The organism is Candidatus Hydrogenedentota bacterium (assembly GCA_016791475.1).
Taxonomy (GTDB): domain Bacteria; phylum Hydrogenedentota; class Hydrogenedentia; order Hydrogenedentales; family JAEUWI01; genus JAEUWI01.
This window is the reverse complement of record JAEUWI010000050.1, coordinates 28415-54129: the sequence shown is the minus strand read 5'-3', so window position 1 is coordinate 54129 and position 25715 is coordinate 28415. Positions and strand designations below refer to the sequence as shown.

14 protein-coding genes are annotated in these 25715 nt (G+C 58.8%); 3 read left to right on the top strand and 11 right to left on the bottom strand.

Features of this window, described 5'->3' with window-relative positions; translation table 11 throughout:
* Window positions 1-275: 275 nt before the first annotated feature.
* The 4 genes from JNK74_22035 to JNK74_22020 all read right to left on the bottom strand — a co-directional run bounded on the left by JNK74_22035 (window position 276) and on the right by JNK74_22020 (window position 5616).
* Window positions 276-701: a hypothetical protein gene (locus JNK74_22035; protein MBL7648866.1), complete on the bottom strand. Its 426-nt coding sequence runs from the start codon at window positions 699-701 to the stop codon at window positions 276-278.
* Between the two features lie 319 nt (window positions 702-1020).
* Window positions 1021-2115, bottom strand: a complete 1095-nt coding sequence (locus JNK74_22030) for a DUF1559 domain-containing protein (protein MBL7648865.1) — start codon at window positions 2113-2115, stop codon at window positions 1021-1023.
* Between the two features lie 589 nt (window positions 2116-2704).
* Entirely contained in the window at window positions 2705-4123 is a 1419-nt protein-coding gene (locus tag JNK74_22025; protein ID MBL7648864.1) for a DUF1501 domain-containing protein, read from the bottom strand.
* A gap of 143 nt (window positions 4124-4266) precedes the next feature.
* Window positions 4267-5616 (bottom strand): PhoPQ-activated pathogenicity-related family protein, encoded by a 1350-nt coding sequence (locus JNK74_22020; protein ID MBL7648863.1) that lies wholly within the window; start codon window positions 5614-5616, stop codon window positions 4267-4269.
* A gap of 257 nt (window positions 5617-5873) precedes the next feature.
* Here JNK74_22020 and JNK74_22015 point away from each other — a divergent pair, with 257 nt between their 5' ends.
* A complete protein-coding gene (locus JNK74_22015) occupies window positions 5874-6476 on the top strand; it encodes a four helix bundle protein (GenBank protein ID MBL7648862.1) in 603 nt (200 codons plus the stop codon).
* 52 nt (window positions 6477-6528) lie between these two features.
* Here JNK74_22015 and JNK74_22010 read toward each other — a convergent pair whose 3' ends face one another.
* From JNK74_22010 to rfaE2, 5 genes are all read right to left on the bottom strand, one after another.
* Complete coding sequence (locus JNK74_22010; protein ID MBL7648861.1) at window positions 6529-9774, bottom strand: PSD1 domain-containing protein; 3246 nt, start codon at window positions 9772-9774, stop codon at window positions 6529-6531.
* A gap of 159 nt (window positions 9775-9933) precedes the next feature.
* Window positions 9934-11829: an AIPR family protein gene (locus tag JNK74_22005; GenBank protein MBL7648860.1), complete on the bottom strand. Its 1896-nt coding sequence runs from the start codon at window positions 11827-11829 to the stop codon at window positions 9934-9936.
* A 122-nt stretch (window positions 11830-11951) separates the two neighbouring features.
* On the bottom strand, window positions 11952-14129 hold the full coding sequence (locus tag JNK74_22000; GenBank protein MBL7648859.1) for an ATP-dependent RecD-like DNA helicase: 2178 nt from the start codon (window positions 14127-14129) through the stop codon (window positions 11952-11954).
* 203 nt (window positions 14130-14332) lie between these two features.
* A complete protein-coding gene (locus JNK74_21995) occupies window positions 14333-14743 on the bottom strand; it encodes a GxxExxY protein (GenBank protein ID MBL7648858.1) in 411 nt (136 codons plus the stop codon).
* 190 nt (window positions 14744-14933) lie between these two features.
* Window positions 14934-16406, bottom strand: coding sequence for a D-glycero-beta-D-manno-heptose 1-phosphate adenylyltransferase (gene rfaE2 / locus JNK74_21990; protein MBL7648857.1), 1473 nt, complete (start codon window positions 16404-16406; stop codon window positions 14934-14936).
* Window positions 16407-16707: 301 nt separating this feature from the next.
* Between rfaE2 and pepF the strand changes: the two genes are divergently transcribed.
* On the top strand, window positions 16708-18513 hold the full coding sequence (gene pepF, locus JNK74_21985; GenBank protein ID MBL7648856.1) for an oligoendopeptidase F: 1806 nt from the start codon (window positions 16708-16710) through the stop codon (window positions 18511-18513).
* A 585-nt stretch (window positions 18514-19098) separates the two neighbouring features.
* Here the strand turns inward: pepF and JNK74_21980 are convergent.
* Together JNK74_21980 and JNK74_21975 are read right to left on the bottom strand one after the other, a co-directional pair.
* The gene (locus JNK74_21980; protein ID MBL7648855.1) at window positions 19099-20319 is read right to left on the bottom strand and encodes a pectate lyase; all 1221 of its coding nucleotides are present in this window, start codon (window positions 20317-20319) and stop codon (window positions 19099-19101) included.
* 611 nt (window positions 20320-20930) lie between these two features.
* Window positions 20931-23717, bottom strand: a complete 2787-nt coding sequence (locus tag JNK74_21975; GenBank protein MBL7648854.1) for a DUF5060 domain-containing protein — start codon at window positions 23715-23717, stop codon at window positions 20931-20933.
* A gap of 818 nt (window positions 23718-24535) precedes the next feature.
* Here JNK74_21975 and JNK74_21970 point away from each other — a divergent pair.
* Entirely contained in the window at window positions 24536-25306 is a 771-nt protein-coding gene (locus JNK74_21970; GenBank protein ID MBL7648853.1) for a hypothetical protein, read from the top strand.
* Window positions 25307-25715: the final 409 nt, after the last annotated feature.

The window sequence follows — 25715 nt, the reverse complement described above, 5'->3', positions numbered from 1 at the left end:
CTTTCCCAACGAAGCGTCCTGCGACCGTCTGATAGGCGCGCACTTGATGGAGCGTCAGGAGACCTGGCTGTGCGAGAGCAAGCGGTATCTTGATCTGGACGGCAGGGAGTAAAATAAACACACCACACTAGTACAGAAAACTCTGCCGCATTGGGAGCCTGCCGCAAACAAAAACAAAAAATGTCAACTCCTGCCCAAGTGGACAATACTTGCAGAAACCATTTAACACCACCCCTGAAAAAAACTCTACAGGCCTCAGCACCGTCTCAGTAACTCTACTGGGAAGGGGATGGGAGCGCTCGTAGATAGCGACTCAACTCCAAATCTCCGGATGACTGCAAGGCAGATTCCGCCGGTATTTCACCGTTAATGTTTTCCAAGTATGGATCAGCGCCATTCTCGATCAAGACCTTTACCACACTCCAGTCACCGATAATTGCTGCAACATGTAAGGGGGTATTGTAGTTGGTATTGTCTTCGCGTATACTCACTAATTCTGGACTAGATTTGAGCAACGAATCGAGCTTCGAGTCTTCCCCCTGGATAATGTAGCGAAAGACCAATTGCTCCGGAAGGAGTGTGGACTCATCAACAGGTGGGTCAACACTGTCCACCGAGCTTGAACACGAACTTGCCAAATATAGCGTCAACGCTACAAGCACAAACCTCCCTACCCCGCGCGAACCAAACAGAAACAACATCTCAAAAAATCTCCACAAAATACCTTCGACCGCGAAAGCCGAGTACAAGCCCGGCTGACTTCGGGCTTCTTACTCGGAAAGTTCGCGTAATGCTCTAGCGTGGCCACTTGGAACCTAGAAGCACTCTCGCACCAAAGACCTCGTCAGCCAACTTACTGACCTCGTGTGGGAGTACCTGTGCTCACACCGTACTACGAATTCCAATCTGATCATCAGGGTGCCGGAGCCTCAAGCTCCGGCACCCCGGTGGTTCATAATTTGATATTCAAGTCACCCGATTTCCAAGGACACCCGTGCGGTGACCTCAACCGATAGCGGCTCAAGGGAAGTCCAAACCACTGCCCCATGTGGGGATCCGGAACGCGAACTCATTCACCGGCCACAAGCCGCTCGTCCGCAATTTGCCAAACTCTACGTGCCCATCCATGAACAGAATATTCATTCCGCCCGGAACGTGGTTGAAACGATTCGAACTGTCAAGCCCGCCACCGCTCACTCCAGAGTAGGCGCGAGACTCGTCGAGCATAACAACGGTGCTCGACTGTGCACCGGCCGAAGCACCCGAATTGTTAATGTCGGTGATCAGAAACCTCTCAATACCTTCGCGCACCAAGAGTTGTGTGTAAGTCTTGCCAGAAGGAAGAGTAAAGGTTTGACCGCCAGCCTTATTCTTCCAAAGTGTCGCTGTTTCCGCACCGACATTCAACCCATTCATGTGATTCGCCGCGATCACACCAGTCCGGAACGTACTGGCTACCGCGTAAAAGTCATCCAGCGATCCGTTCATAACCGACGGGGGAATCAGATAGTTGTAGTACCGGTAAGCGCGCACATCGGTGTAAGCACCGCCGGTTATAGCCCTGTCAACGTGGGGCTGTACAGCACACAGATCCGGGGTCACATCGCACTGGTCGTAGTTGCGACCGTCCGCCACAGGGGAGGTGATACCAAAGCAGGGGCTTTCACTGTCGACGCCACCACCTTTGGTAACGAAACTATCATCGCAAGCGGTCATCACGTTGTTCGCGTCGGCCAAGTCGGTCTGCTGAAACAGGGTGTAGCGCCCAGCCGACGGGCAAAGGAGACTCATGTCCGTAAGATACTCAGGATAAACTTGCCACCACCCTATGTACTGGTTCATGCGCTTTAGACCGATACTGGCTTCACTTACATTACCACCAACGTCGATGCCGGAATACGGCCAGCGCTCACCTTTTGACTCGTTTGCAAACATTTTGCACACCAGACCCCACTGCTTGAGGTTGTTCTGGCAGCTAGCGCGGCGGGCCGCTTCGCGGGCGCGCGCCAGCGCCGGAAGCAGAATCGCGGCAAGGATACCGATGATGGCGATAACCACCAGCAGCTCGATGAGCGTGAAGCCCGAACGCTTCTTATTTTGGCCAATAGATTTCATAGCCCTGAATCCTTGTTGTTCGTCTAAAATAAGTTCAATAACACTGAATGGTGGAATGGAATGGATGGCAAGCCCGCGCGGGGAGACGAGACGCAGCGTATATGATGTTGGATTTAATGAGGAATCTCGCCAGCGTGCGGCGCCATAGACCGTCTTTCGTACTGCAATCAATCCATAGGCATTTCTCCCGCAGCTCCTCAGCATTGGAGTGGCACAGACGCACTGTACCACGCGGACCCGCTACGTACCTGGACCGCGCTCTCTCCAGAATGCGAATTGGCGGCTGTAACAACAAATTCTTAACAGCCTCGGAACTATAATTGCACGAATACCCGTAAAAGTCAACAGGTATTTCGGCCCATTTAAAGGCATTGCGAGAACCTCACATGTATTTCGCATGAGATTCTCACAAAGGCACTGGGCCCGGAAGCGCCCTCCCGGCGATGCACGCGGACATCCCAGATGAAAGCGAATGGCGGATGGGTGTACCAGAAAACGATACACTTGCGCCCCAAATCAAGAAAAACTCCCGCCCCCATACGCCCCCTGCGGTCCCAGGCACAGGAGGCGCGCCCCAAATGAACAAAACTCAGACGAGTATGGACTTAACTACGTTACCGTGTACGTCCGTCAAACGGTAGTCCCGGCCCGAATAGCGGTAGGTGAGTTGCTCATGGTGTATGCCCATCTGATGCAGGATCGTCGCGTGCAGATCGTGGACATGGACCCGGTCCTCGACCGCGTGCCAGCCGTACTCATCGGTCGCGCCGTGGGTCAGACCGCCCCGAATGCCCCCGCCAGCCATCCACATGGTAAAGCCGAAGGGATGGTGCTCGCGGCCATTGGTGCCCTCGGCCGTCGGCGTACGACCAAACTCGCCGCCCCAGAGCACCAGGGTCTCATCCAGCAGGCCCCGCGACTTCAAATCCTTCAGCAGCCCCGCCATGGGCTTGTCCGTGGCGGCGCAGTTGGCGGGAAGCTCTTCCTTGAGTCCGCCGTGCTGGTCCCAAAGCTGGCAACTGGATCGCTTGGCCGTCTGGGTGTGATAGACCTGTACACAGCGCACCCCCCGCTCCACCAGGCGTCGGGCGAGCAGGCACTGCTTGCCAAAAATCTCGGTCACGGGCTCGTCCATGCCGTACAGGCGCCGGGTGGCCTCGGTTTCACCTTTGATGTCAAAAGCCTCCGGGGCCTCCGTCTGCATGCGATACGCCAACTCGAAGGAGGCGATACGCGCGCTCAACCGGCTGTCCTCTTCGCGCTGGGCCTGATGCTGGGTATTCAATTTTGCCAGCATGTCGAGTTGCTTCCGCTGGACGCCGCCGTCGAAGCGCTGGTTGGCCAGATTGGCGATGGGGTTATCCATATCGGCCACCAGCGTACCCTGGTAGGCGGCGGGCAGGAAGCTGGAACCCCACAGGGGCGCGCCCTGGGCCGGCTGCGCGGGACTGAGTACCACAAAGCCCGGCAGGTTCTGGTTTTCGCTGCCCAGGCCGTACAGAAGCCACGATCCCAGACTGGGACGGCTGAAGGTCTGCTCGCCCGTGTTCATCTGAAGGCAGGCGCCGTTATGGTTGATATTGTCCGCCACCATGGAGCGAATGACGCACATATCGTCGGCGCACGTGGCCAGATTGGGCAGGAGTTCGCTGAATTCCATGCCGCTCTGACCGTGGCGCTTGAAGGTCCACGGCGAGCCCAGCAGATTGCCGGTCTTCGTCCGCTCCAGCTTGGGCTTCTCGAAGGGCAGGGGCTTTCCCATCTCCTCCAGCAACCGGGGCTTGGGATCGAAAAGGTCCACGTGGGACGGCCCACCGGACATGAACAGGAAAATGACGTTTTTCGCCCGGGCGGGGATGTGGGCGGGCTGCACCGCCAGGGGATTCAGCGCCGAGCCGGCCCCAGCCTGATTGGGCAGCATCGTGGCCAGGCCCAGCATGCCAAAGCCGCTGGCAAAGCGGGAAAGGACCTGGCGGCGGGAAAGGCGATTCGGGCTCTCTGGGTACATCGTCTGCGGCTCCTTGGTAGTCGCCGCTATTGTACACCGAAGCGCGGGTGAAAAATCATTTCCAGTTTTCGCGCAGGGCATCAGACCGATCAGACAGATCGGACCGATCAGATCAGTCTGATCGGTCCAATCGGTCTGACAGTCTATTTCTTCCCGGGGTAGGTGTCCGGCAGAATGCTCACGCCCGTGGTGAACACAAACGGCATGGGAAATCCGGGATTCTTGAAAGTGGCTTCAATCAGAAAGGCCGTGTAGCCGTCCTTAATCTCCGGCAGCGCGCGGTACACGCCGTCTTTGCCCTCCAGGGGCGTGCTCGTCCACGCCTTGCCGATTTCTTCCAGGCGGAAGTCCCGGGCTTTCGGGTTGTGGGCCTGCCACAGCAGCACCTTCTCCGGTGCGGTCGTGCAGGTCATCTCCAGCGCGCCGTCGGCCTCCATCTTCCACGTATATTCCGGGCGGGGCGTATCGGCCAGCAGCGCGTTGTAGAACGAGGCCGCGTTCATATAGGCCTCAATGCTCAGGCCATGATCCGTATTGGGCATGTAGCGCAGGTGCTTCTCGCCCACCAGGTCATTGAAGTAAAACTTCCACGAGTCCGGCGTGAAAAACTGATCGCCCGCCGAATTGATGATGTACTTCGGCATGGTCAGGCGATCACGATAGCTGTAGGGCTCCACAATATCCAGCAGCGCCTTCATCTCCGGCGTGCGCACCCGGCTCATGATTTCCATCTCCACATACTCGCTCACCGCCGGCGCGTAGAATCCGTAGGCGTTAAAGTGGTTCTCCACCGAGGGCACAAAATTGAGCACGTCGATCACCGCCGGCGCAATACCGATCACCCGCTTGTCCACCGCCGCCGTGGTCCACGTGGTCCAACCCCGCTTGGATGCGCCCAGCACGAAAAACTTCTCCACATCGGGCATCTCGGCCTGAACCATATCCATCGCGCGCACCACCGCCTTGGTCATGGGAAGGCGCGCCAGCCACTCGGCCCTTCCCCCCTTCAAAAACTTGTCCCAGCCATAGGTGATGAGCGCATCTTCCTTGCGGCCATCCTTGTATTGCTCCATCGTCTCTTCCGTAAAGTTCAAGGGCTGGTTGGGGATTTGCTTGACCTCCATCACGATGGAACCCGTGGTCAGCGCGATCTGCACCAGCGCCGGATTCACTTTCGGGGCTTCCCCGCCATTGCCGCCGCCGCTGATCACCACCATGGCCGGCTTGAACTTGCGCTCTTTCGGAACCACCACCGTCACCCAGTGTTCCCAAAGCGTACGGTCCACGTCCTTACTCGTAAGCCACTCCTGAGAAACCAGATGATAGACCTTCGCGTCGTGCATCGCGCTCGACGTGCTCGCCGCCTCATCCAACGAATACTTGAACGCGGGATCGGGCTTGCTGACATAGTCGTCCAGCGGCGTGGCCCGAACAGTGGCCGCAAAGAGGGCCAGGGCGAAGGAGAAAAAGATGCGGTGGGTGAGTCGTTTCATGGTGGCCTCGTGGGTTGGAGTGGACGCGGGGCTGCCGTCCTATCGAACGGTAGGTCTGGATTATAGCGAAATCGGGCTCATTCGGCAAGTGGACCAAGTGGACCAAGTGGACCAAGTGGACCAAGTCCACCCTGTCCACCCTGTCCACCCTGTCCACCCTGTCCACCCTGTCCATTTCGTCCAAAATATTCCTTGCCAAATTCTTCCGACGGGTGTAGCCTGATCTCCAGTCAACTCCACCAACACGGGGGCAATCCATGTCCGAGCACGAACCCCTACTCCCTAAACACGGCGGGTACCGAAAGCTCAAGAGTTTTCAGGTCGCTCAACTCGCATACGATGTTACGGTGCGGTTTTGCGACCGCTATATTGATCGCCGGAGCCGCACCCATGATCAGATGGTTCAAGCGGCGCGTAGCGGGGTCCAAAACATCGTCGAGGGCAGTCAGGCCTCCGGTACATCGAAGAAAACCGAACTGAAACTGACCAACGTGGCGCGGTCAAGCCTGGAAGAGCTGCGGAAAGACTACGAGGACTTTTTGCGTCACCGAAGCCTCGCACTCTGGCCTGGGGACGACCCACGTCGCGCTGAGCTCGTCGCGCGACGCTGCACCACCGCCGATGATGTCGCGCTTTGGGTCGTGGACCATCGCAAAGAACACGCCGCGCTCTATACTTCGCTGGAGCCCCCGCGGGCCAACGCGGAAATCTCGGCCAACGCCGCGCTGGTTTTGATCAATGTCGCGTGCGGCCTGCTCAATCGCCAGATCGCAGCACAAGCGCGAGCTTTTGAAGAACAAGGCGGCTTCACCGAGCGACTTTACCGCGTGCGTTCGGAGCGAAGGCGAAACAATCAATAACCGGCCAACCTGGCTCATCCCGCCGGCGGTCCACCACGGCCACCACGTCCACTCAATCCACAAACATGAACTCATTGCTGCTGAACAACACATGCACATACGCCGCCAGCGCCCCGCCCTCGGGATAGCCCAACTCGCTCAGCAATGCCAGCCCCTCCTCAAGTTCCTGCTCCGTCACGGGCCGACCATATATCTTCTCGTACAACTCCGCAATGACGGCGCGGGCCTCCGCCGCCCCCGCGTACTTCGCGGCCAGGGTCTCGGCTTCCCCCAGGACAAAGGGATTGTTGAGCATGAACAGCGCCTGGGGCGACACCAGCGATTCGTTGCGACGGGGCACGACCGACGTTGGGTCGGCACCGTCGAAGAGGGTTGTAAAAGTATTCAGGTTCGAACGAACGGTCCGCAAATAGAGGGTGCGCCGCGGGGTGGCAATGTCGGTAACCGCCATGCCGCCCATGGTCAGGTCCAGACGTCCAGAAGCCGCGAGGAGGCTGTCGCGCACTGCCTCCGCCTCAATCTTGCGCCGGTTCATGCGGGCAAGGAACTGATTGTCGGGATCTTGTGTCGCCGAGAGGGCGTTGCCGCCTGAGGCCTGCTGATAGGTGGCCGATCCCATCATCACGCGGTGAAGGTGCTTCAGACTCCAGCCGGATTCGATGAACTCGCTGGCGAGATAGTCCAGCAGTTCGGGGTGTGTCGGGGGCTGGCCCTGCTTGCCGAAGTCGCCCGGCGTGCGCACCAGTCCCTGGCCGAAATGAAGCATCCAGACGCGATTGGCCATCACCCGAGCGGCGAGGGGATTGCTCTTGCTGGCCACCCAGTCGGCCAGCTCCAGGCGACCACTGCCTGCGCCCACGGGCGGCTGGGATTCGCCCGCGAGCACCACCGGCATGCGCCGGGGTACGACGTCGCCCAGATTGGCATAGCTGCCGCGCTTGTGAACCTTTACATCGCGGATACCCTCATAGGGCGTGCCGGGCACGCCGCCCTCCTGAATACCCACGGCGAGTTCGATGGGCTTTGCCAGGCGCGCTTCGATAGGGCCCAGGGTCTGGTCAATCTCCGCCAGTCGGGGATGCTGTGGTTGGGGAGGCGCCTCGATCCAGAAGGGCCCGGCTTCACCCAGGAATTTCGCCAGGTACTCCGCCATGGCGCCCTCGGCGGGTTGCAATGCCGCCGCCTGCACCAGGCGGGCCGCGTCGCGCAGCGCCTCCGCCGGCCGGGCGCCGGTCGCGACTTCGGCCTTCGCCGTGTTCCACGGGGCGAACAAGATCGAATCGGGTGTCAACCCTGCGCGGGTCTCGGCAAGCCACCATACATCGGGACGCCCCGCCCCGTCAGGCCAGGGATTGCCCAGGGCAAACTGGGGAACGACCTCGCTGGACAGATTCCACGCCGGGCCATTGGCGGGGGCGATGGTCAAATCCACCACCGTGCTGTCGCAGGCATGCCCCATGGCCGGTTCGACGCGGAGAATAAGGAAATCGCCGATGTTGAAATCATAGGGTGCATCCAGCGCCACATTGGCCGTTCCGCCATTTGCCACCATGCCCTCGCGCAGGATCGTGTCCTGACCGCTCCGGCGGCTGATGAGCTTCCAGGCAACACCATCGCCGCAGGAAGCATCGGCATCGGCCACGCGCGCCGTAACCGTGCCGCTGATGGCCTCGGGACTGCGCCACGCCACTTCAACCGGCGTAACCGGCGCGGGATGAACAATGAGCGACTTCGCCGGCTGCGTGATAGAGAGGTACTTCATTTCCTCGTCGCTGGTATTGGCGGCGGCGGCGGGCATGTCCTCCATGCCGACGCGACCAAGGAGCCCGGCCTTGCCATGGATGCCGGGAGTGACGCGATTCATCAGCGAGAAACCCGTCTGATTCAGGAAACGTGTCCAGCGCTCGACCACCTGAGAATTCAAATTGGCGGGGTCCACCCCCGGCGCGCCCGACGCGGCGAGGAGGTAGTCGGCGGCGCGAGTCGATTCCTGTTTCACCCATTGCACCTGGGCCTCGCGCACCAGCGTCGCCCGCTCGGCACGGAGGGCCTCGGCCTGCTGCTGGTCCGCCGCGCGCTGGGCGATCTCTTCCTTGGACGCCATCGGGATATGCAGAATCGGCGATCCTTCGGTCTTGGCGCCCGGCCCCGGCAGAATGCTGGTGCTGTAAAAGATACCCGCCAGGGCGTAATAGTCCTGAGTCGTAAAAGGATCAAACTTGTGGTCGTGGCAGCGGGCGCAGGCCAGCGTGGTCCCCAGCAATCCGCGGGAGACCACATCGATCTGATCGTCCACGATATCCGAGACCATTTTTTCCTTGTCGGCATCGCCCTGGGGCCAGTTGCCGATGGCCAGCATCGCCGTGGCCACGAGACCATCACGATTAAATCCGCCGTCCGGCCCGGGAATGAGATCCCCGGCGATCTGGTAACGGAGAAACTGATCGTAGGGCATATCGGCATTGACCGAATTCACCACCCAGTCGCGATAGCGCCAGACCTCGACCGGATCCGTGGCGGCGCTGGCCCGGGAATCGAAGGAATCCGTGTAGCGCACGACATCGAGCCAGTGCCGTCCCCAGCGCTCTCCGTATTGAGGCGAAGCGAGGAGGCGCTCGATGAGCCTGTCGTAGGCCTCGGGTGATTCGTCGTCCAGAAAAGCGCGTACTTCCTCCGGTGTGGGCGGAAGGCCGGTAAGATCATACGTGGCGCGACGAATCAGCGTACGCTTATCGGCCGCAGCCGATGGCTGAAGCCCCGCGCCTTCGATGCGCTGGAGAATGAAATCATCGATCCCCGTCTTCGCCCAGGTTGCATTGGCCACCGAGGGCGATGCGGGCTTCGAGATGGGTTGGTAGGCCCAATGCTTGCGCCCGGCTTCCACGTCGATTCCGGCGGGCTTGGCCGCTGTCTTCGCGGCATCGCCGTAGTCCGGCCATACCGCCCCATCAGCCACCCACTTTTGGAGCACGGCGATCTTCTCGTCGGGCAACTTGCCGTCCGGCGGCATCTTGACGTCGCCGGTATAGCCGAGCACCGTAAAAAGCAGGCTGGCCGGATCGCCCGCCTTCACCACGGGGCCGCGCGACGCGCCCTGAAGCATGGCGGCGGCGGAATCCAGGCGAAGGTCGCCCTTCTGCTTCTCCGCGCCATGACAGGCAAAGCAGTTCTCGGCCAGAATGGGCCGGACTTCGTTCTCAAAAAACTGCACCGGGTCGGCGAAAGACGGGACGGCAAGGGAAAGGCCCGCAAGAAAACTGCACGTGAGGGGCGTCAAACGGAACTTCGAGGTGGTCATGGGTAACGTTTTCCCGGCTCTCTGCTACTTGAGGTCTGCGAAGGTGCACGCCAATTGAAGATTCTACTCTGGCGAGACGGGGTGGCGCAAAATAAACCGGATTTCAAAACTCGCGGTAGTTCCTAACTTCTTGAATTGGGGCGTATGGTCATTCAGCCACTATATCCCCATAAAAGCAGCTTCGATCGTCTGTCGCTCTGAAACACCATTGATCTGCTTTCCCATCACCGCCTTATTGATCGCTAGAGCACTCTTCAACCGGGGCGTATCGTTCTCTGATTTGCCTAACTTCTCCCATTTAAGGAACGCGTTTAGGTCGGCGTTGAAAGAGTTTAAATAGGCTGGCTCGCCAAAAACGCTGTCATCCGAGCCTTGTGTAAAGTACCCATCGATAACCTCGGCAGCCCTTTCAAGCAAGGCAACTCGAGCATCGCCATCCTCCATTACCTTCACCAACGCGGAAGAGATTGTGCGATGGTCCAACGACTTGTTAGAACGTGATAGCACATCGCGAAACAAGTCTATCACTACCATCAGAAAGAGAAACCGCGTTTGCCGACGCGACTGCTTAACTGCACCTCGCCCGAAGCCCATAGCCCCGATAGATTCTTGTAATAGGTACGCCGCATAAAGATCCACCGCCCCAAATGGCCCACCATCAGATTCAGTTTCGTTTACAATCCTCTTGAAAACAGACCCATCGGGTAGAAATGGTGGATTCTTGCCGAACGCCATCCCAGCCTCGCCTAGCCAACCCGCACCATACAATTTCACCAAGTCTGCAGCATTCGCGTGCTTCGTAAACTGCTTGGTCGATGAGTTTGTATTCTGAAGCGCTTTCTGAGAATCCCAACCACCACGCTGTATTTCCAGATAAAGATCGTAGCGCGACGCCATTTGCGATTGCCAAGTCTTGAAATCGTTCGTCAGCGCAAGGAAGTCTTTTTCGCGAATAGCATTCTGACTGTTCGTGAAGCGGGTGATGGCCTGAAGTAACGTCTCACCGCTATCTCCAACTTTTACAATCTTGGCCACAACCACGCCATGTGCTGCCTTCTCTTTCCATGCTTCGGTCTCAGGGTTTACGCCAGTTCCGCCAGAGTTTAGCCGATTGTGAAAAACCTCCCAAATCGTACGAGTGGTCTGACAACCGTTTACGATATAGGGCTCCGCAAGCGCCACATGGCCATCCTCTTTACTGAAGCTGTGAACAACAATCGTAATCCCGTTATTGTATAGGCCGAACCGCTCCGGCGCATCGCGCAAAGTACTTTGCATCGCCTTGTTGACCTTGCCGCGCCCGCCGAGAAATCGACGGACATTCTTCTCGTAAATCCGGTCCAAGTCACCCGTCTGGTCACGATAGCGCTTGAGGAACTGGTATAGATTCACAAGCCCAATTGACCCAACAAGCAGATCCGAACCAGAATGTACAAGCTGAGCATCTAGCTCGACAATCAACCTATTGTCGTTTACTGCCGCCTCCGCCTCTTGCAGTCTGGCATAAATAGTCTCTATTGAAACAGATTCGACATCAAACAAGGCACCAATCCGTGCCGCGCCCATAGCACGTATATCAGCGAGCACTTGCTTCTCTTGAACCGTAAGACCAACCTCCGTTGCGAAAACGAGAACTATCTTGTCGGCCACGGATGCGCCCAAACGGAAATTGTTTATACGTTCAAGTAGTCCTTCAGCCAGCGAATTCAGCTTAGGACGATTCCCGTCGAGCGTATCGATGACTTTCTGGCCCTCAGTCAAAAGAGTGTTGGCACCGGCAAACGCAGCGCCGTACTTACTTTGAACAAGGTACCATGTATGACCGGAAACGCCATCATCATCGGAGACGACCTCCGGCCCGGTGTCAAGAAGGGCTATATCAATCCCGCCATCAGATGACCCATCGCAATAAGTAAAGTCGGCGGTGACATCGGAGGTGTCCAGCCACTGGGTCACAAGTTTAAGGGCAAAGCGTCGCCCTAATTCTACCGTCGACGGAGTGCCCGCTTGCACTTCTTCGAGCCAAGATTGACGAAAACATTCAAAATCATTCATGTCGTTCTTCCTCAATTGAATCTGGCCTATTCTATATAGTGATCGCCGGTTTAACAACTAGCCCTCAGCACCACCAAAGGCTACAGCCATCTCGCGCGGCGGCGGCCGACATTTCTACTGCCCTACCTTCGATTCCTCAACCTTTCCGCCAGCAGCGTGTTCCGCCGCGTGATCTGGCTGTTCCGCACGGCCATGGCGATCGCCTTCTCCTCGCCTACAATCACCACAATCTTCTTCCCCCGCGTGATCGCCGTGTAGAGCACATTGCGCTGGAGCATCATGTAGTGCTGGCCGAGCATGGGAATCACCACGGCGGGGTATTCGCTGCCCTGCGATTTGTGCACCGTCATGGCGTAGGCCAGGCCGAGATCGTCGAGTTCGTCGAAGCCATAGAGCACCCGGCGCTGCTCGTCATACGCCACCTCCACCTCCAGTGCCACCTCATCCACACGCGATATCACCCCTACGTCGCCGTTGTACACGTCCAGCTCGTAGTTGTTCCGCAGTTGCATAACTTTGTCGCCATCGCGAAGGTCCCGCTTGGCGATGGGCTTGCCGTTGGGGTTCAAGGCCGCCTGAAGGGCTTCGTTCACCCGGACCATGCCCGTCTCGCCGCGCCGCATGGGGCTGAGTACCTGAATATCTCGAATGGGATCGAGCCCGAACTTCTTCGGCAGGCGCTCGGTGACGATCTCCACGATAGTCTCCAGCGCGCGCTCGGGCTGGGGACGGTCGATGATGAAGAAATCCTCCGTGTTGAACTGGGGATGCTGGCCCGTATTAATCCGGTGGGCGTTGACCACGATGCCGCTCTGCTCCGCCTGGCGAAAGATGGTCTTCAGCGTGACCACCGGCACCACCTGGCTTGCGATGATATCCATCAGCACGTTTCCCGCACCCACGGAGGGGAGCTGGTCGATATCGCCCACGAGAATCAGACGCGAGAAGGGCGGAATGGCCTTTACCAGCGAATACATCAACTGCATGTCCAGCATGGACGCTTCGTCGATGATAATCAGGTCGGTGAGGATCGGGTCCGTCTCGCAGCGCGTGAAGCCGCCGAATTTCGGACTGAATTCCAGCAGGCGGTGGATGGTGCGGGCCTCGCGACCGGTTGCCTCTTCCACGCGCTTGGCCGCGCGGCCCGTGGGCGCGGCGAGCTGATAGGAAACGTTCTTCTTATCGAGTATCGCCAGCAGACTGTTGATCACCGTCGTCTTGCCGGTCCCGGGGCCACCGGTGATCACCATGACTTTGGACGCGAGTCCAGTGCGGATGGCCTCCTGCTGCTCCTCGGCCAGTTCGATCTTCAATTTCTTCTGCGCCCACTTCAGGGCATTGTCCATATTCAGGATTTCAATACTCTCGGAGGGCGTGCTGATGAGTCGCTTGAGGTATTCCGTCGCACCGGATTCCGCTTCGTAATTCTTCGGCGTGTAGCAGGCCTCCTGATCGCGCACGATTTTGCCCGACGCCACGACGCGCGCCAAGGCTGCCCCCACGGGTTCGCGCGCAATATCCAGCAGCGCCACACTATCCTCCACGAGCTGGTCGGCGGGCAGATACAGGTGTCCAAAGACCGTGGCCTGCTGGAGCACGTGGGCCACGCCCGCTTCCAGCCGCGCCTCGGAATCTTTCGCAATGCCCAGGGAGACCGCGATCTTGTCCGCGCCTTTGAAAGAAATACCCGAGATGTCCTCCGCGAGGCGGTAGGGATTGCTCCGGAGAATGGCCATGGCGCCGTCGCCATAGACCTGATAGATCTTCACCGCCTGCGACGGCGTGATGCCGTGGCCCTGAAGGAAAATCATGATGGATTGGACGGCCCGCTGGGAGGCCCAGCCCTCGCGGATCTGCGCGGCCCGCTTCTTCCCGATGCCCGGCACCTTCTGAAGGCGGTGGGGCTCTTCGTCGATAATGCGCAGGGTCTCCACGCCAAAGGCCGCGACCAGCCGTTTCGCATAGGTGGGACCGATGCCCTCGATCAGGCCCGAGGCGAGATACTTCTCAATGCCATCGATGGTGGAGGGCACGACGCCCTCGAACTTCTCGACTTTTAACTGGGGTCCGAACTTCTTATCGTTGATCCAGCGCCCCGTGAGCCGAACGGTCTCCCCCTCCGAAACCGCCAGGAGATTCCCCACAAACGTGACGGGATCCGGTTCGGTCGCCACATCAAGTCGCCCCACCAGAAAGCCCGACTCCGGGCTTTCAAACACAATGCGCTTCACCACGCCCTCCAGCACCACCGGCGGAGCAAGATCGCCCTGGGTCGTCTCGGCGCCGTTGTGCGGATGCATCAGCCCCTCCGGGGAATGGTGAATAGTGAATTCGGAATAGCAAATGGGGACGCGGTGAACTGCTTCGGTGAGAACAGCTTAACACGCGAAAGACGCCCGTGCCAATGGGGAGGGGAAGGGGAAAGAGGGAGGAACCGCAAATTTTCGCAAATTAACGCAAATTTGAATAGCATGAAACTCGGGCGCTCTGCACTTCGCATTAGTCAACGTTGCCGGTTGGGCTGATAGACTACCTTCTTGTGCTGTAGGCTGGCGTAGCGAAAATTAAGTATTATGCCCACTTCCAACCCGCTGATTTTGAGGTAGTTGAGAACCTGCCCTATGTGATCGTCAATTATCTTCTCGGCGACCTTAGTCTCAACGATTACCCGCCCTTCGACTACAAGGTCTGGAATGTAGTCGTCGATCTTTTCACCCCGGTAGTAGACTGGATAAGGTTGCTGAGTTGCGCACCTCAATCCCCGGTGCTGCAACTCCACTATAAGGGCCCGCTCGTATGTTTTTTCTCGCAGGCCATGCTTGACGCCCGTACTCACGGCCATGGCAGCACCAATGATCTGGTAAACGAGGTCGTTCTCGACCCAGTCGTTCGCCCCGTTCCGCTCCTCTCCCATATCAAACCCTCGCTTCAAGTCTGTTTCGTATCGCCTGTGCGCAGGCCCTGTCAGAAACACTCATGTCGAACGGAAGGATGTATTACAGGCATCAACTTTAGATCGTGACCACGCTCTGACGCGAATAATTCGACGTCGCAGAAATAATTTGCGTAAATTTGCGTAAATTTGCGGTTCAGTTCCGTTTTTCCTACTTATTCTCCTCCGCAATTCGCTCAATTATACTCGTCGTGCTCTGTCCTTCAACGCCGGGGATGATCGCGATACTTCCGCCATACCCTTCCACGAGCCGGCGCTCTTCCTGCACGATCGTATCGATGGTGTAGTCACCGCCCTTGGCGTAAACATCCGGCTCCAGTGCTTCGAGCAGGGGCATGGGCGTCTTGTCGTCGAAGAGCACAATGTAGTCCACGCATTCCAGGGCAGACAGCACGGTCGCGCGATCACGCTCGTTCACCACGGGCCGACCCGGCCCCTTGTTTTCCTGCACCGACTTGTCGGTGTTGAGTCCAACGACAAGAGCGTCGCCCTCGCGGCGCGCGGCGATGAGGTAGGTGATATGGCCCACGTGGAGAATATCAAAGCAGCCGTTGGTCCAGACGACCTTCTTTCCTTCGGCCTTGAGCTTGTCCATGATCGGACGGAGCTGCTGCACGGTCTTCAGCTTGGCCGGACCCTGCTGGCCATAGAGTACGTCGTCCACTTCCGCGCGGCTGACGGTGACTACCCCCTCCTGCTCCACGGCGATGCCCGCCGCGATATTGCCCAGGAAGGCCGCGTCGCGCAGGCTCGCGCCCGCCGCACGGGCCAGCACCACCATGGCGGCCACGGTGTCGCCCGCGCCGGTCACGTCCACCGCCTTCACCGGGCGGATGGCCACATTCTCCACGGTGCCGTCGGCCGCGAAAATTTCGATGCCGTGGGGCCCGCGGGTTACGAAGGCATTTGTGGCGGAGTTCAGCAGGAACTTGCCCGCCTTCATGAGGCTGTCGGCGTCCGTCACTTCGATGCCCGCCGCGCGCCCGGCCTCCGCGTCGTTCGGCACGACAATATCGATACCATTAAAGAACCCGGCCCGGGCGCGGGAGTCGGCCACGGTCACCAGGTTGTATTTCTTCGCGCACTCGACGATGGCGGCCAGCACCTTGTCGGTAATGGTGGAAACGGCTTGATCGCCGAGAAGGATGGCGTTCATTTTCGGGGCCAGCTCGTAGATCTTCGCCACCACCTGCGCCTCCACATCGCCCGTGATAAGCGTGGGCTTGGGGGTATCGGTGCGAAGAATTTCCTGGGTCGGCGTGTTGTGGCCGCCGGCGCGGAGCTTGCCGTAGGTGCTCGTGGCGCGGGTCGGATCCACCACGATGTGATCCGTGTTTACCCCGCGCACTTCAAATTCACGCTTCACAATGCCCGCGTTCACGTCATCGCCAATGACGCCCAGCATGGTGACCTTGCCGCCCAACGTGGAGGCGTTGCACGCCGCATTGCCCGCCGCGCCGGGGTTGTATTTGCGCTTCAGCACCTCGAACACCGGAATGGGCGCTTCAAGACTGACCTCCACCACCCGACCAGAGACGTTTTCGTCCAGGTAAATGTCGCCCACGGCCAATACATTGATATCGTCGAAGCGGGCCATCAGCGCCCGGTAGTCGGTGTTTTCCATGCTGAATTCAAGTCCTGTGGTGATTTGTGGGGAAGGGGCAGAGCGTGGAATTGTAGCGCAAGCGTCGGGCAATTGACAATGAACAATGGACAATGAACAAAGAAGTGGGCCATCCGACGGATTCGTCTGATACGACGAAATTGGCTGACCCGATCCGTCCTATCAGTCCTATCCGTCGAATAGGACTTACCGGCGCCATTGGGAAATGGAAGGTGTCCCCCCGTTATCAATTGTCCATTGTCAACTGTCAATTGCTATACTATGCCCTTCCCAATTGCGGCTCCAACCTAAGGGACCCCTCATGGCTAAAAAGAAAATGATACCGCCCCGCAGTGACGTGAAACTGGAAGACACCTGGGACCTGACCCTGATCTTTCCGAACGATGCGGCGTGGGATAAGAGCTACAAGAAGCTCGAAAAGATGATACCCACCTTCGCGACCTTTCGCGGGAAGCTGGGCAAGTCGGCGAAGAACATCCTGGCCTGCTGCGAGTTTGAGGCCGAGTTCGGCAAGCTGGCGGAGCGCCTCGGCGTCTACGCCTTCTTGAAAAGCACGGAAGATGTGGCCAACAGCGCCTACCAGGGCATGGTGGGGCGCTACATGTACCTCGCCACGCAAGCGGGAGAGGCATCCAGCTTTATCGCGCCGGAGATGCAGGCTATCCCCAAGGCGAAGATGAACGAGTTCATCAAGAGCCCCCTGTTGAAGGACTATAAATTCCAGCTCGAAAAATTGACCCGCTACCGGCCCCACATCCTCTCTGAAAAGGAAGAGCGGCTCCTGGCGATGCAGGGCGAAGTCGCAGGCTCGGCCTCGAACATCTTTGAGCAGCTCAATGACGCGGATATGAAGTTCGGCACGGTGTTGGATGAATCAGGCGTGGAAGTGGAGTTGACGCAGGGTTCCTTTCGCAGCCTGCTGGAATCGCCCAAGCGCTCCGTGCGCAAGGAAGCCTTCACCAAGTTCTACAAGGAATATGAAGACCACGGCCACACCCTGGCCGCGACCCTGAGCGCGAGTGTGAAGCAGGACGTGTACCAGTCCAAGGTGCGCAACTACCCGTCGGTCGTGGAGTCCGAGCTTTTCTCAGACAAGGTGCCCCTTGCGGTTTACGATCGCCTCCTGGACACGGTCCATGCGAATCTGCCCACCGTCTATCGCTATATGGACCTGCGTAAGCGCGTACTGAAGATCAAAGACCTGCGCGCCTACGACACCTATGTGCCCATCGTGAAATCGCCGAAGGTGGAGATTCCCTATGGCGAAGCCGTGGGTCATATCTGCGATGCGCTCGCGCCCCTGGGTGAAGGCTATGTGGAGTTCATGCGCAAGGGCCTGCTGGACGGACGCTGGGTGGACCGCTACGAAAACCAGGGCAAGCGGAGCGGTGCTTTCTCCTATGGCGCCTACGGAACGCCGCCCTACATCATGATGAACTACAAGCCGGACGTCATCGACAGCATGTACACGCTGGCCCACGAAGCGGGCCACTCCATGCACACCCACTACAGCGCGAAGCATCAGCCTTACCACTACAGCCACTACACGATTTTCGTGGCGGAGGTGGCCTCCACCTTCAATGAACAGTTGCTCGGCAAGCACCTCTCCCGCCTCGCGAAAACGAAGGCGGAAAAGGCGCGGCTGATTAACAAGGAGATCGAAGAGATCCGCGGCACGATCATCCGCCAGACGATGTTTGCCGAGTACGAGCGCATCATCCACGCCATCGCCGAAGCGGGCGAGCCCCTGACCCTGGACACGTTCCGCAGCCAGTACCGTGGACTGCTCGATCTCTACTTCGGCCCCGGTTTCACCATTGACGCGGCGCTGGAACTGGAGGGGCTTCGCATCCCCCACTTTTACAATTCCTTCTACGTCTACAAATACGCCACGGGCCTCTCGGCGGCCATCGCGCTGTCCGAAATGGTCACCAACGGCGGCGAGAAAGAGCGCGACCGCTACCTGCGCTTCCTCCAGAGCGGCGGTTCGAAATATCCGCTGGATCTGCTGAAGGATGCCGGCGTGGATCTCACCACGCCCGCCCCGGTGGATGCCGCCATGGCGCGCTTTGCAACACTGGTGGATGAGCTGGAGAAGCTGGTGTAGCGTTTCACAGGCCACTGAATGAACAAGCCCCGCAGGCCAGTGCCCGCGGGGCTTTCTGCATTTCAGGAGGAGCAGTAAGGTTTTCCACGGGTGACACCCGCCACGGCGCGTCCGAGACCCACACACGGAGGAGCTTGCGACGGAGTTTGTGGGTGAAGAGACGTTGGTGAAGGCCGTTCATCTCACACCCCATTGGCCTCCTTGCGTTGTGCCACGCGATCCGGCAACGCCGGTTCGTGTGCCCGAGGTGGCGTTCACTCCGCAGTCCGTCGGAAACTCGACGGCCCCATTCAGACTCGAAACTCGATGCGCGCGCAAACCAACAAGTCGCTCAGCCCGGGTCACTGGAATCCTGTGAAGCCCTCCAAAAAATCGCGCGGCGCGGAAGGTGGGTTAAGCTTCCAGCTTGACGAAAGGCACACGTATCGCCCAAAAAGGCACGGCTGTATGTATATGAGACTCCAGGAGCGTGAACGAATCAATGGACACGTCGGCGATTGAAGCAGGCTGTGCGTCAAGCTGGAAGCTTGACCCACCTTCGGTCAATCTCGGAAAGTCCGAGTGTACGACTAAAGGCCAGGTATCTCACGGCGCCAACGAGTTCAAATACTCTTCCAGATTGGTGTAGCCGTCGCCGTCGCGGTCGGCGTTGCCATCGGCCCCATCCGCCGGATTCAAGCCCTTGTCTTTCTCCCAGGTATCCGGCATCCCGTCGTGGTCGCCATCTTCAGGCGCAGGTTCGGATTTCAGTTCCGGCCAGCCGCCCACATCCTTCTGGGAATCGATGATGCCGTTGCCGCCGCCCTCGAAGCTTTTGCCGTACTTCGCGGTGCCCGTGCGTATTTCCTCGATAATCCGGGTGTCCACCGAATCGCGCACGAGCGACGCACCCACGCCGGCCAGCACGCGCTCGAAAGCCACCTCCGCCGTATCGGTCGTGACCGGCGCGACGATAAACTCGCTGTCCACGCGCAAGGTTGCCTCTGTCGCCTCGCCGTCTTCCGCATAGTCCACGCCCTTGCCCCAGTTGTCGGCGGTCACCTCGGGATAGCCATCCATGTGGGTGCCGGCGAGGTACATTTTTCCCTCTTTGGCCTTTTGCAGGAATATCCGCCGCTTCACACTGTCGCGCGTGGCGGGACCGGGCTTGTAGTAGTTGTTTACCCAGTTGCGCGGCCACAATTCCCCGCCGTAGGCGCTATTAAAACCCCAGTTGTAAACCACGTTGTTGCGAAAGTCCAGCAGCCCCGATTCCTTGTTGCCCGACGCGCGGGGATTGCGGCTGCTGTGATGTACAAGCGCATTGTGGTGAAAGGAGCCGCCGGGGCCGCCCCAGAGTCCGCCGTAGCCGTGGTCGCCCTTCTTATGAACCGAGCGATAGAGACTTTCGCTCACGAGGCACCACTGAACGCTGAGGTTGGATGCTTTGTTGAAGGACAGGGTCTCGTCCACGCCCCAGCTCACCGAGCAGTGATCAATAACGATGTGATCGCCCTCGCCACTGAATGTGTCCTGCTCCACACCCCGCTCGTCGCCCGGACGAAAGCGCATGTAGCGGATGATCACATGGTCCGCCTCCACCTTCACCTGATAGTTCTTCACGCAGATGCCGTCGCCCGGCGCGGTCTGGCCCGCGATGGTGATGTAGGGGTGCTCGATTTCCAGTTCCGACTCCAGCGCAATGGTGCCCGACACGCGAAACACGACCGTGCGCGGTCCCTCCGCCTCGCAGGCCGCACGAAAGCTGCCCAGCCCGCTGTCGTTGAGGTTGGTGACTTCAATCACCCGCCCGCCGCGGCCGCCGATGGCATACTTGCCGAAGCCCTCCGCCGTGGGGAAGGCGGGAGCCCGGTCGGGGTGAAAGTTGCCGAGTGTGAGGGTGTGGGCTGCGTCGTCATAGACCGTATCGCAGAGCCAATTCTCGGGAAGTTTCACAGAATCGAATCTGCCTTCCAAGGCCTCGACACCGGCCCCGAAGACCTGTACCGAGGTGTTTTCATGGGGCGCTATTCGGCCACTGAAGGTGACGTCGAGCGTCCCCGAGAGCCGCCACTGGCCGTTTGGGATGGCCTCTGCGGATACTCCATCGACAACGTTGAAATTCATGCTTGAAATCGTCGGAAGACAGCCTGGATCGGCGAAGACGGATCCTGCGCCAGTGAACAGGAGCGAAAGCACACCCGACAAATACTGAAATCTTGCATTCATGAGTCTCTCTCCAGTTTTCAGAGCAGTCCATCATGAGGCATCCCCTCAAACCTAGATGATGAAAATCGTTACAGGTCCTCCCCCCTGCCCCCCCCCGCAAGCGGGGGGAACCAACAAGACTGCTCCATGAGTCAGGTCCCCCCCGCTTGCGGGGGGGTAGGGGGGGTAAGCCCCAGCGTTGACTTCGATTGTTTCCTGGCCCGTTACTGTTACTTCCGCTTCACCAGCGCCACCCAATCCTCGCCCGGCTCACTCGGCACTGGGCCCAATTCCACAGCGCCGCCGCCCGCAATCTCACGCGCTTCGCCGACGTACTCGCCCGTGCGCGGGTTGAACCACTGCATCGTGAACGCTCCTGTCGCGCCGCTGAGGTCCAGCGTACCCGTTTGTTCGGCCAGCGGTAAATAGACCGCATAGATCTCGCCCGGTTTCACGAAGACTTGTCCGGGCAGTTTGTTGTTGGCGCCCTCGAAGACGGAGGATCCACTCAGGAGACCGTCCGAAGGCGTCATCTCCCAGAAGGGCAGGGTCTCCATGAAGGCGCGCGCGATGGCCATGGATTTCCAGAGTTCTTCCCACTTACGGAAGTCGTCGGTCTTGAGCAGGTCCGACAGGATAAACTCCACGTTGCCGCCGGAAAAGTAGATGGGCCAGAGGTATTCCCGGCGCTGGCGCGGCGTGTTTTCCGGGCTGGTCGTATCGGGAAAGTACTCGTCCATGCCGATGACGAGAGGCAGGCCCGCCGCGACGGATTTTTCCCGCCAGACTTCGACCAGACTTACATCGTTGATTTGGAAGGAGCCCACGGGGAAATGGTCATCGCCGAGGAACTCAGTCCAGGTCTTGTCCAGCGTGCTGGAGTGGTGCACGGTAATGGGGTTGTCGTAGGGGTCGATAGCCTTGAGGTAACGGGCGTATTCCTTGACCAGGGAGGGCCCGAGGTTGTAGTTCAGGTTGTACTCCTCGCAGAGGTTCCACAGCAGCGCGGGGTGGTGGCCGAAGCGCGCCACCAGCTCGCGGTAGTAAAGTTTGCGCTCCAGGCCCAGGTGACCGCCGTCGAGCTCGATTTTGTTGCGCTCCTCCGCTTCGTTCAACACGAAATGGAGCATGAGCCCGCGCCGCTGGGCGTGCCCCAGCATGATGCCCCACTGGTGCAGCTTCGTCAGGTCAAAGTGGAGATTGTCGTTCTCCGGGTTTCCGTTGAGGTTAATCGGTGTTAAATAGGGGTGCGCGTTTTTGCCGTCGCCGCCAATGTTCATGGGCATGAAGTAGATGCTGTTGACCTTCTGATCGGCCAGGTAATTCAACGCGCCGATGATGTTCTTACCCTTGCCGCCGTCCCAGTCGGGATCGCCCTCGCGCCAGTCCTGCGCGTGATTGGCAAAGGTGTGGCCGCCAAACTTGCCCGGCTCTGTGTTGGCGAAGCCCAGATAGCCCAGCAGGTCTTCCGGCTCGTCCGTGCCACCCTTGAGCCAATAGCCACCATCGCGGAATTTGAGGTAGTGGGCCTTCACATATTCGAGGCGGCCCCAGCGATAAAAGTCGGGCGCGTCCTCCGGCGCGGCGGCGACAGCAAGCTTGCCGGAAGCTCCGTTGAATCCCGTCGATTTGCCCGTGACCTTGTCGAGACTCACGGAACAATTCTTACCTTCGCGAAACGACGCTTTAAACTTCCATTCGCCGATCTCGTCCGGCGCGAGGATCGCGCGCCACACATTGCCCGAGAGCCCGCCCGCGCCATCGCCCGCGAAGAAGCCCGGAACATCCAGCTTCTTGCCCGAGGGCGAAGTAAACGTGACGGTCAGGCGATAGTCCAGAAAGGGGTTGGGCTCGTTGTCGGAGGCGTTGGCCTGGGGTCCCGAAAAGTCCACGGTGACCGGCTGCCACTTCTGGAGCGTGCCACTAATAACTGCGGGCGTTTCTTCCGGCGCCGCAGCGATCTCCGTGGTGGACGTTGTGGCTTCCGTGAGCAGTTTCAACACCTGATTCTGCTTCGCCTCCGGGTCGCCCGCCTTGATCGCGCCCCAATCGGCCTGGGCCGCGATCACGGCCACGTTCAGACTGGGAATAAAGGCGCTGCAATTGCCCCCGGCACCCAGGGACATGACCGTGTCCGCCGGAGCATCGGGCCAGGTGAGGGAATCGGGGTTGAGGCGACCCGTGTCGTTGAACCACCAGTTGAACCCGTAAATGCCCGGCCCCTGCTGGGTGAAGTGGTCCGAGCCACCGCCGAAAGAGCCCAGGGCGAGGTAGTCATCGTCCTTACCGTCCTCCAGCGTCTGGGGCAGGTCTTTCGCGGTCTGGGGTTTCATGTACTCGTCAAAATACTTCCTGGGCAGCAGTTGCGCACCGTTCCAGTTGCCCTTCTGACACCAGAACCAGACGATGCGTGAAAAATCACGGACCGACGCCTTCATGCGATGCTTGTCGGAAAAGCGGAGACCATCCTCAAAGCCCAGAGGGCCCAGGCGCTCCGGCGCGGAGGCCACATCGTTTCCATGGGCCTGGAAGACCTTGTCGAAGAGGGTCTTCTGGTAGAGCTGAATGGCGAAGTCGTTGTAGGCCCAGGCCTCGCCCGGTCCTTCGGGTCGCGCGTAGCCGCTGTTCATCGCGCCGAGGTGGCGAAAGGTGATTCCCTGATGACGCGGTTGCAGTTCCCAACCAAACTCGGCAATCGGCTGGTCCACGCTCTTCACCCGGCCCTCCTCGATCGCGAAAAAGAGCAACGTGCTGATCACAGGCTTCACGGAGGACAGCCAGTCCTTCGATTCGGCCTGATCACCCCATTCTTTCACGACGTAGCCATCCTTGATGACGCAGCCCCGTCCACCGAGCTGCGTCGCGATGGCATCCAGCCGCGACGATTCCATGCCGGCCTCGGCGGGACTCTTCCGCGCCCACTGCGCCCCGGGGAAAACCGTTTCGGCCGGGACGACGGTACAAAGGGTCACGAAGGCGACGGTGTAGATTAGGAACTTAGCGGATTTCCTCAACATGGTGCTGCACTCCTTCCAGGTGAGATTGTTCAGAGGAGTATACGAGAGCACAACCAGAAAACCAACGACGGAATTCCCTGCCCCACCCGCGGCGATGTACGGTCCCAGTTTCACACGGGTGTGTGTAGCCTGGCGCCCCGAAAGTCGAATCGACGAGTTACCGGATGGCAGATATTTGTCAAAAAAGACAAAATTCTGTGGCGCTTTTGTGTCAAACCTGCAATACCGGGCAGATTCATATGGCCGTAAACGTTTTGTATTAGTGTGCTTAGGTCAACGCATCTATTCGGGCGCGATTCTTGCATTGCTTCAGGAGTCGTGCGAAGAAAATCGATGTAGGTGGGAACATCGGGACTGGATTGGGCGGTATATTGGGAACCAATCGCGTCGTTCTTCTTTTCCCATGAAAAGGCCCTATCGCCGAAGGCCAAGAGTTTTCGACGTTTGGCTCTACTTCGAGTGGACCGTCTTCGCACTACCTTGCCAGACTTGGGGAAAGGATTTGGCAATATGGCGGAGAGCATCGGATGTCCGCATAGTGCTTTACCACTTCGTGTCGTGCTGTCAGTGGTAGGTTCTGGACAGTCTCCAACGCGGCGGGCAACAGGCCGCTGGAGAGACTGCTGGCGCTGTTGAGCGGAAGTCGTACCTGACCTATGGCCCGTGGTATGCCGTTCATGGAAGCGGACGATGGCAACTTTCTCAACGGTTATGAGACCGTCATCCAAGCATTACCCACGTGCTATTCGTCCCCCTATTCTCCCGGTTCCTATCAATCCAACTGAATGACAAATACAACGCAAGGGAAGTATTTACTCATGAAGAACCTAGTCGCAAAGACCATGACATGCCTGGTCGTCGTACTGGCAGGGGCTGCCGGTGCGGATCCCATCATCTTTGACCGCGGTCTGCCGACCGCCAACCTCAACAACGCATCGGGCGCGAATCGAAGCAATGTGGCGTGGGGTGACGTCGATCCTTATCTGGTTGGAGACACATTCAATCTCAGTGGCACAAGCGCCTATACAATTGATGAGTTCACTGTATGGTATATCAACTCGACAACGTATCCCGTTGATGAAGCCACTGCGAATTTCTCATTGTACGTCGGCTCCAGTACTGCCGCGCCGCTTACCGACGTAAGCACGTCGTGGACCACAAGTACGGTGCAATATCAAGGCGGTCTTGACTACCAGGGCACAAGCGGGAGTTTCCTGACAATTACCCAGTTGACTTTTACCAATCTTGGACTGACGGTTTCCGGCAACACCAACTACTACTTCACGGTGGCTGCGCTTGATTCCAGCAGTAATCTCATCGCACCCTTGTTCTTGCACAGTTCAAACGCCCCCCTCAGCGGCTCGACGCAACAAGGCGCAAATGGTTTGTTCAGCGGATTCCTCTACAGCAATGGCGCGGTCACTTGGGACTACGATTGGAATTCCGCGGGAGGCGGTTGGGACAAATCAAGTGACGTGAATGTCCAAATCACCGGTGCCGTCGTCCCCGTACCCGCCGCCGCCGGTCTCGGCTTCCTGGGCATGGGCCTCGTGGGTATCCTGCGTCGCCGCAAGAACACCGCAGCCTAATCTAAGACTCACTCCCCTCGGAGGCACCCGGCGTCCCTGGACGCCGGGTGCCTCCGATTTCTTTGTCGAATCGCCGCCGCAAGGCAATCCTATTAAGACCGGGCGGACGCTTCCCAGACATGTTCACACCGTCTGAAATAAACGTGCAACCGAAGGTGGGTTAAGCTTCCAGCTTGACCGCAAGGCTCATGTTGGCGTGAAAACGGCCCGAGAAAGTTGGGGCTTACCCAAGATAGATTCTTCAATCTCAGCAGGGCCGTCCGATAGCATCGTGGATCTTGTGTCAACCTGAAAGCTTAACCCACCTTCGGTCGCCGTACGCGACTATAGGGCCCTTACAAGCCCCGAAAACTCTCGGCGCCATTGCGGATGTGCACCTTCCCGTCTCCGTCGGGCGACTAAAGTCCAA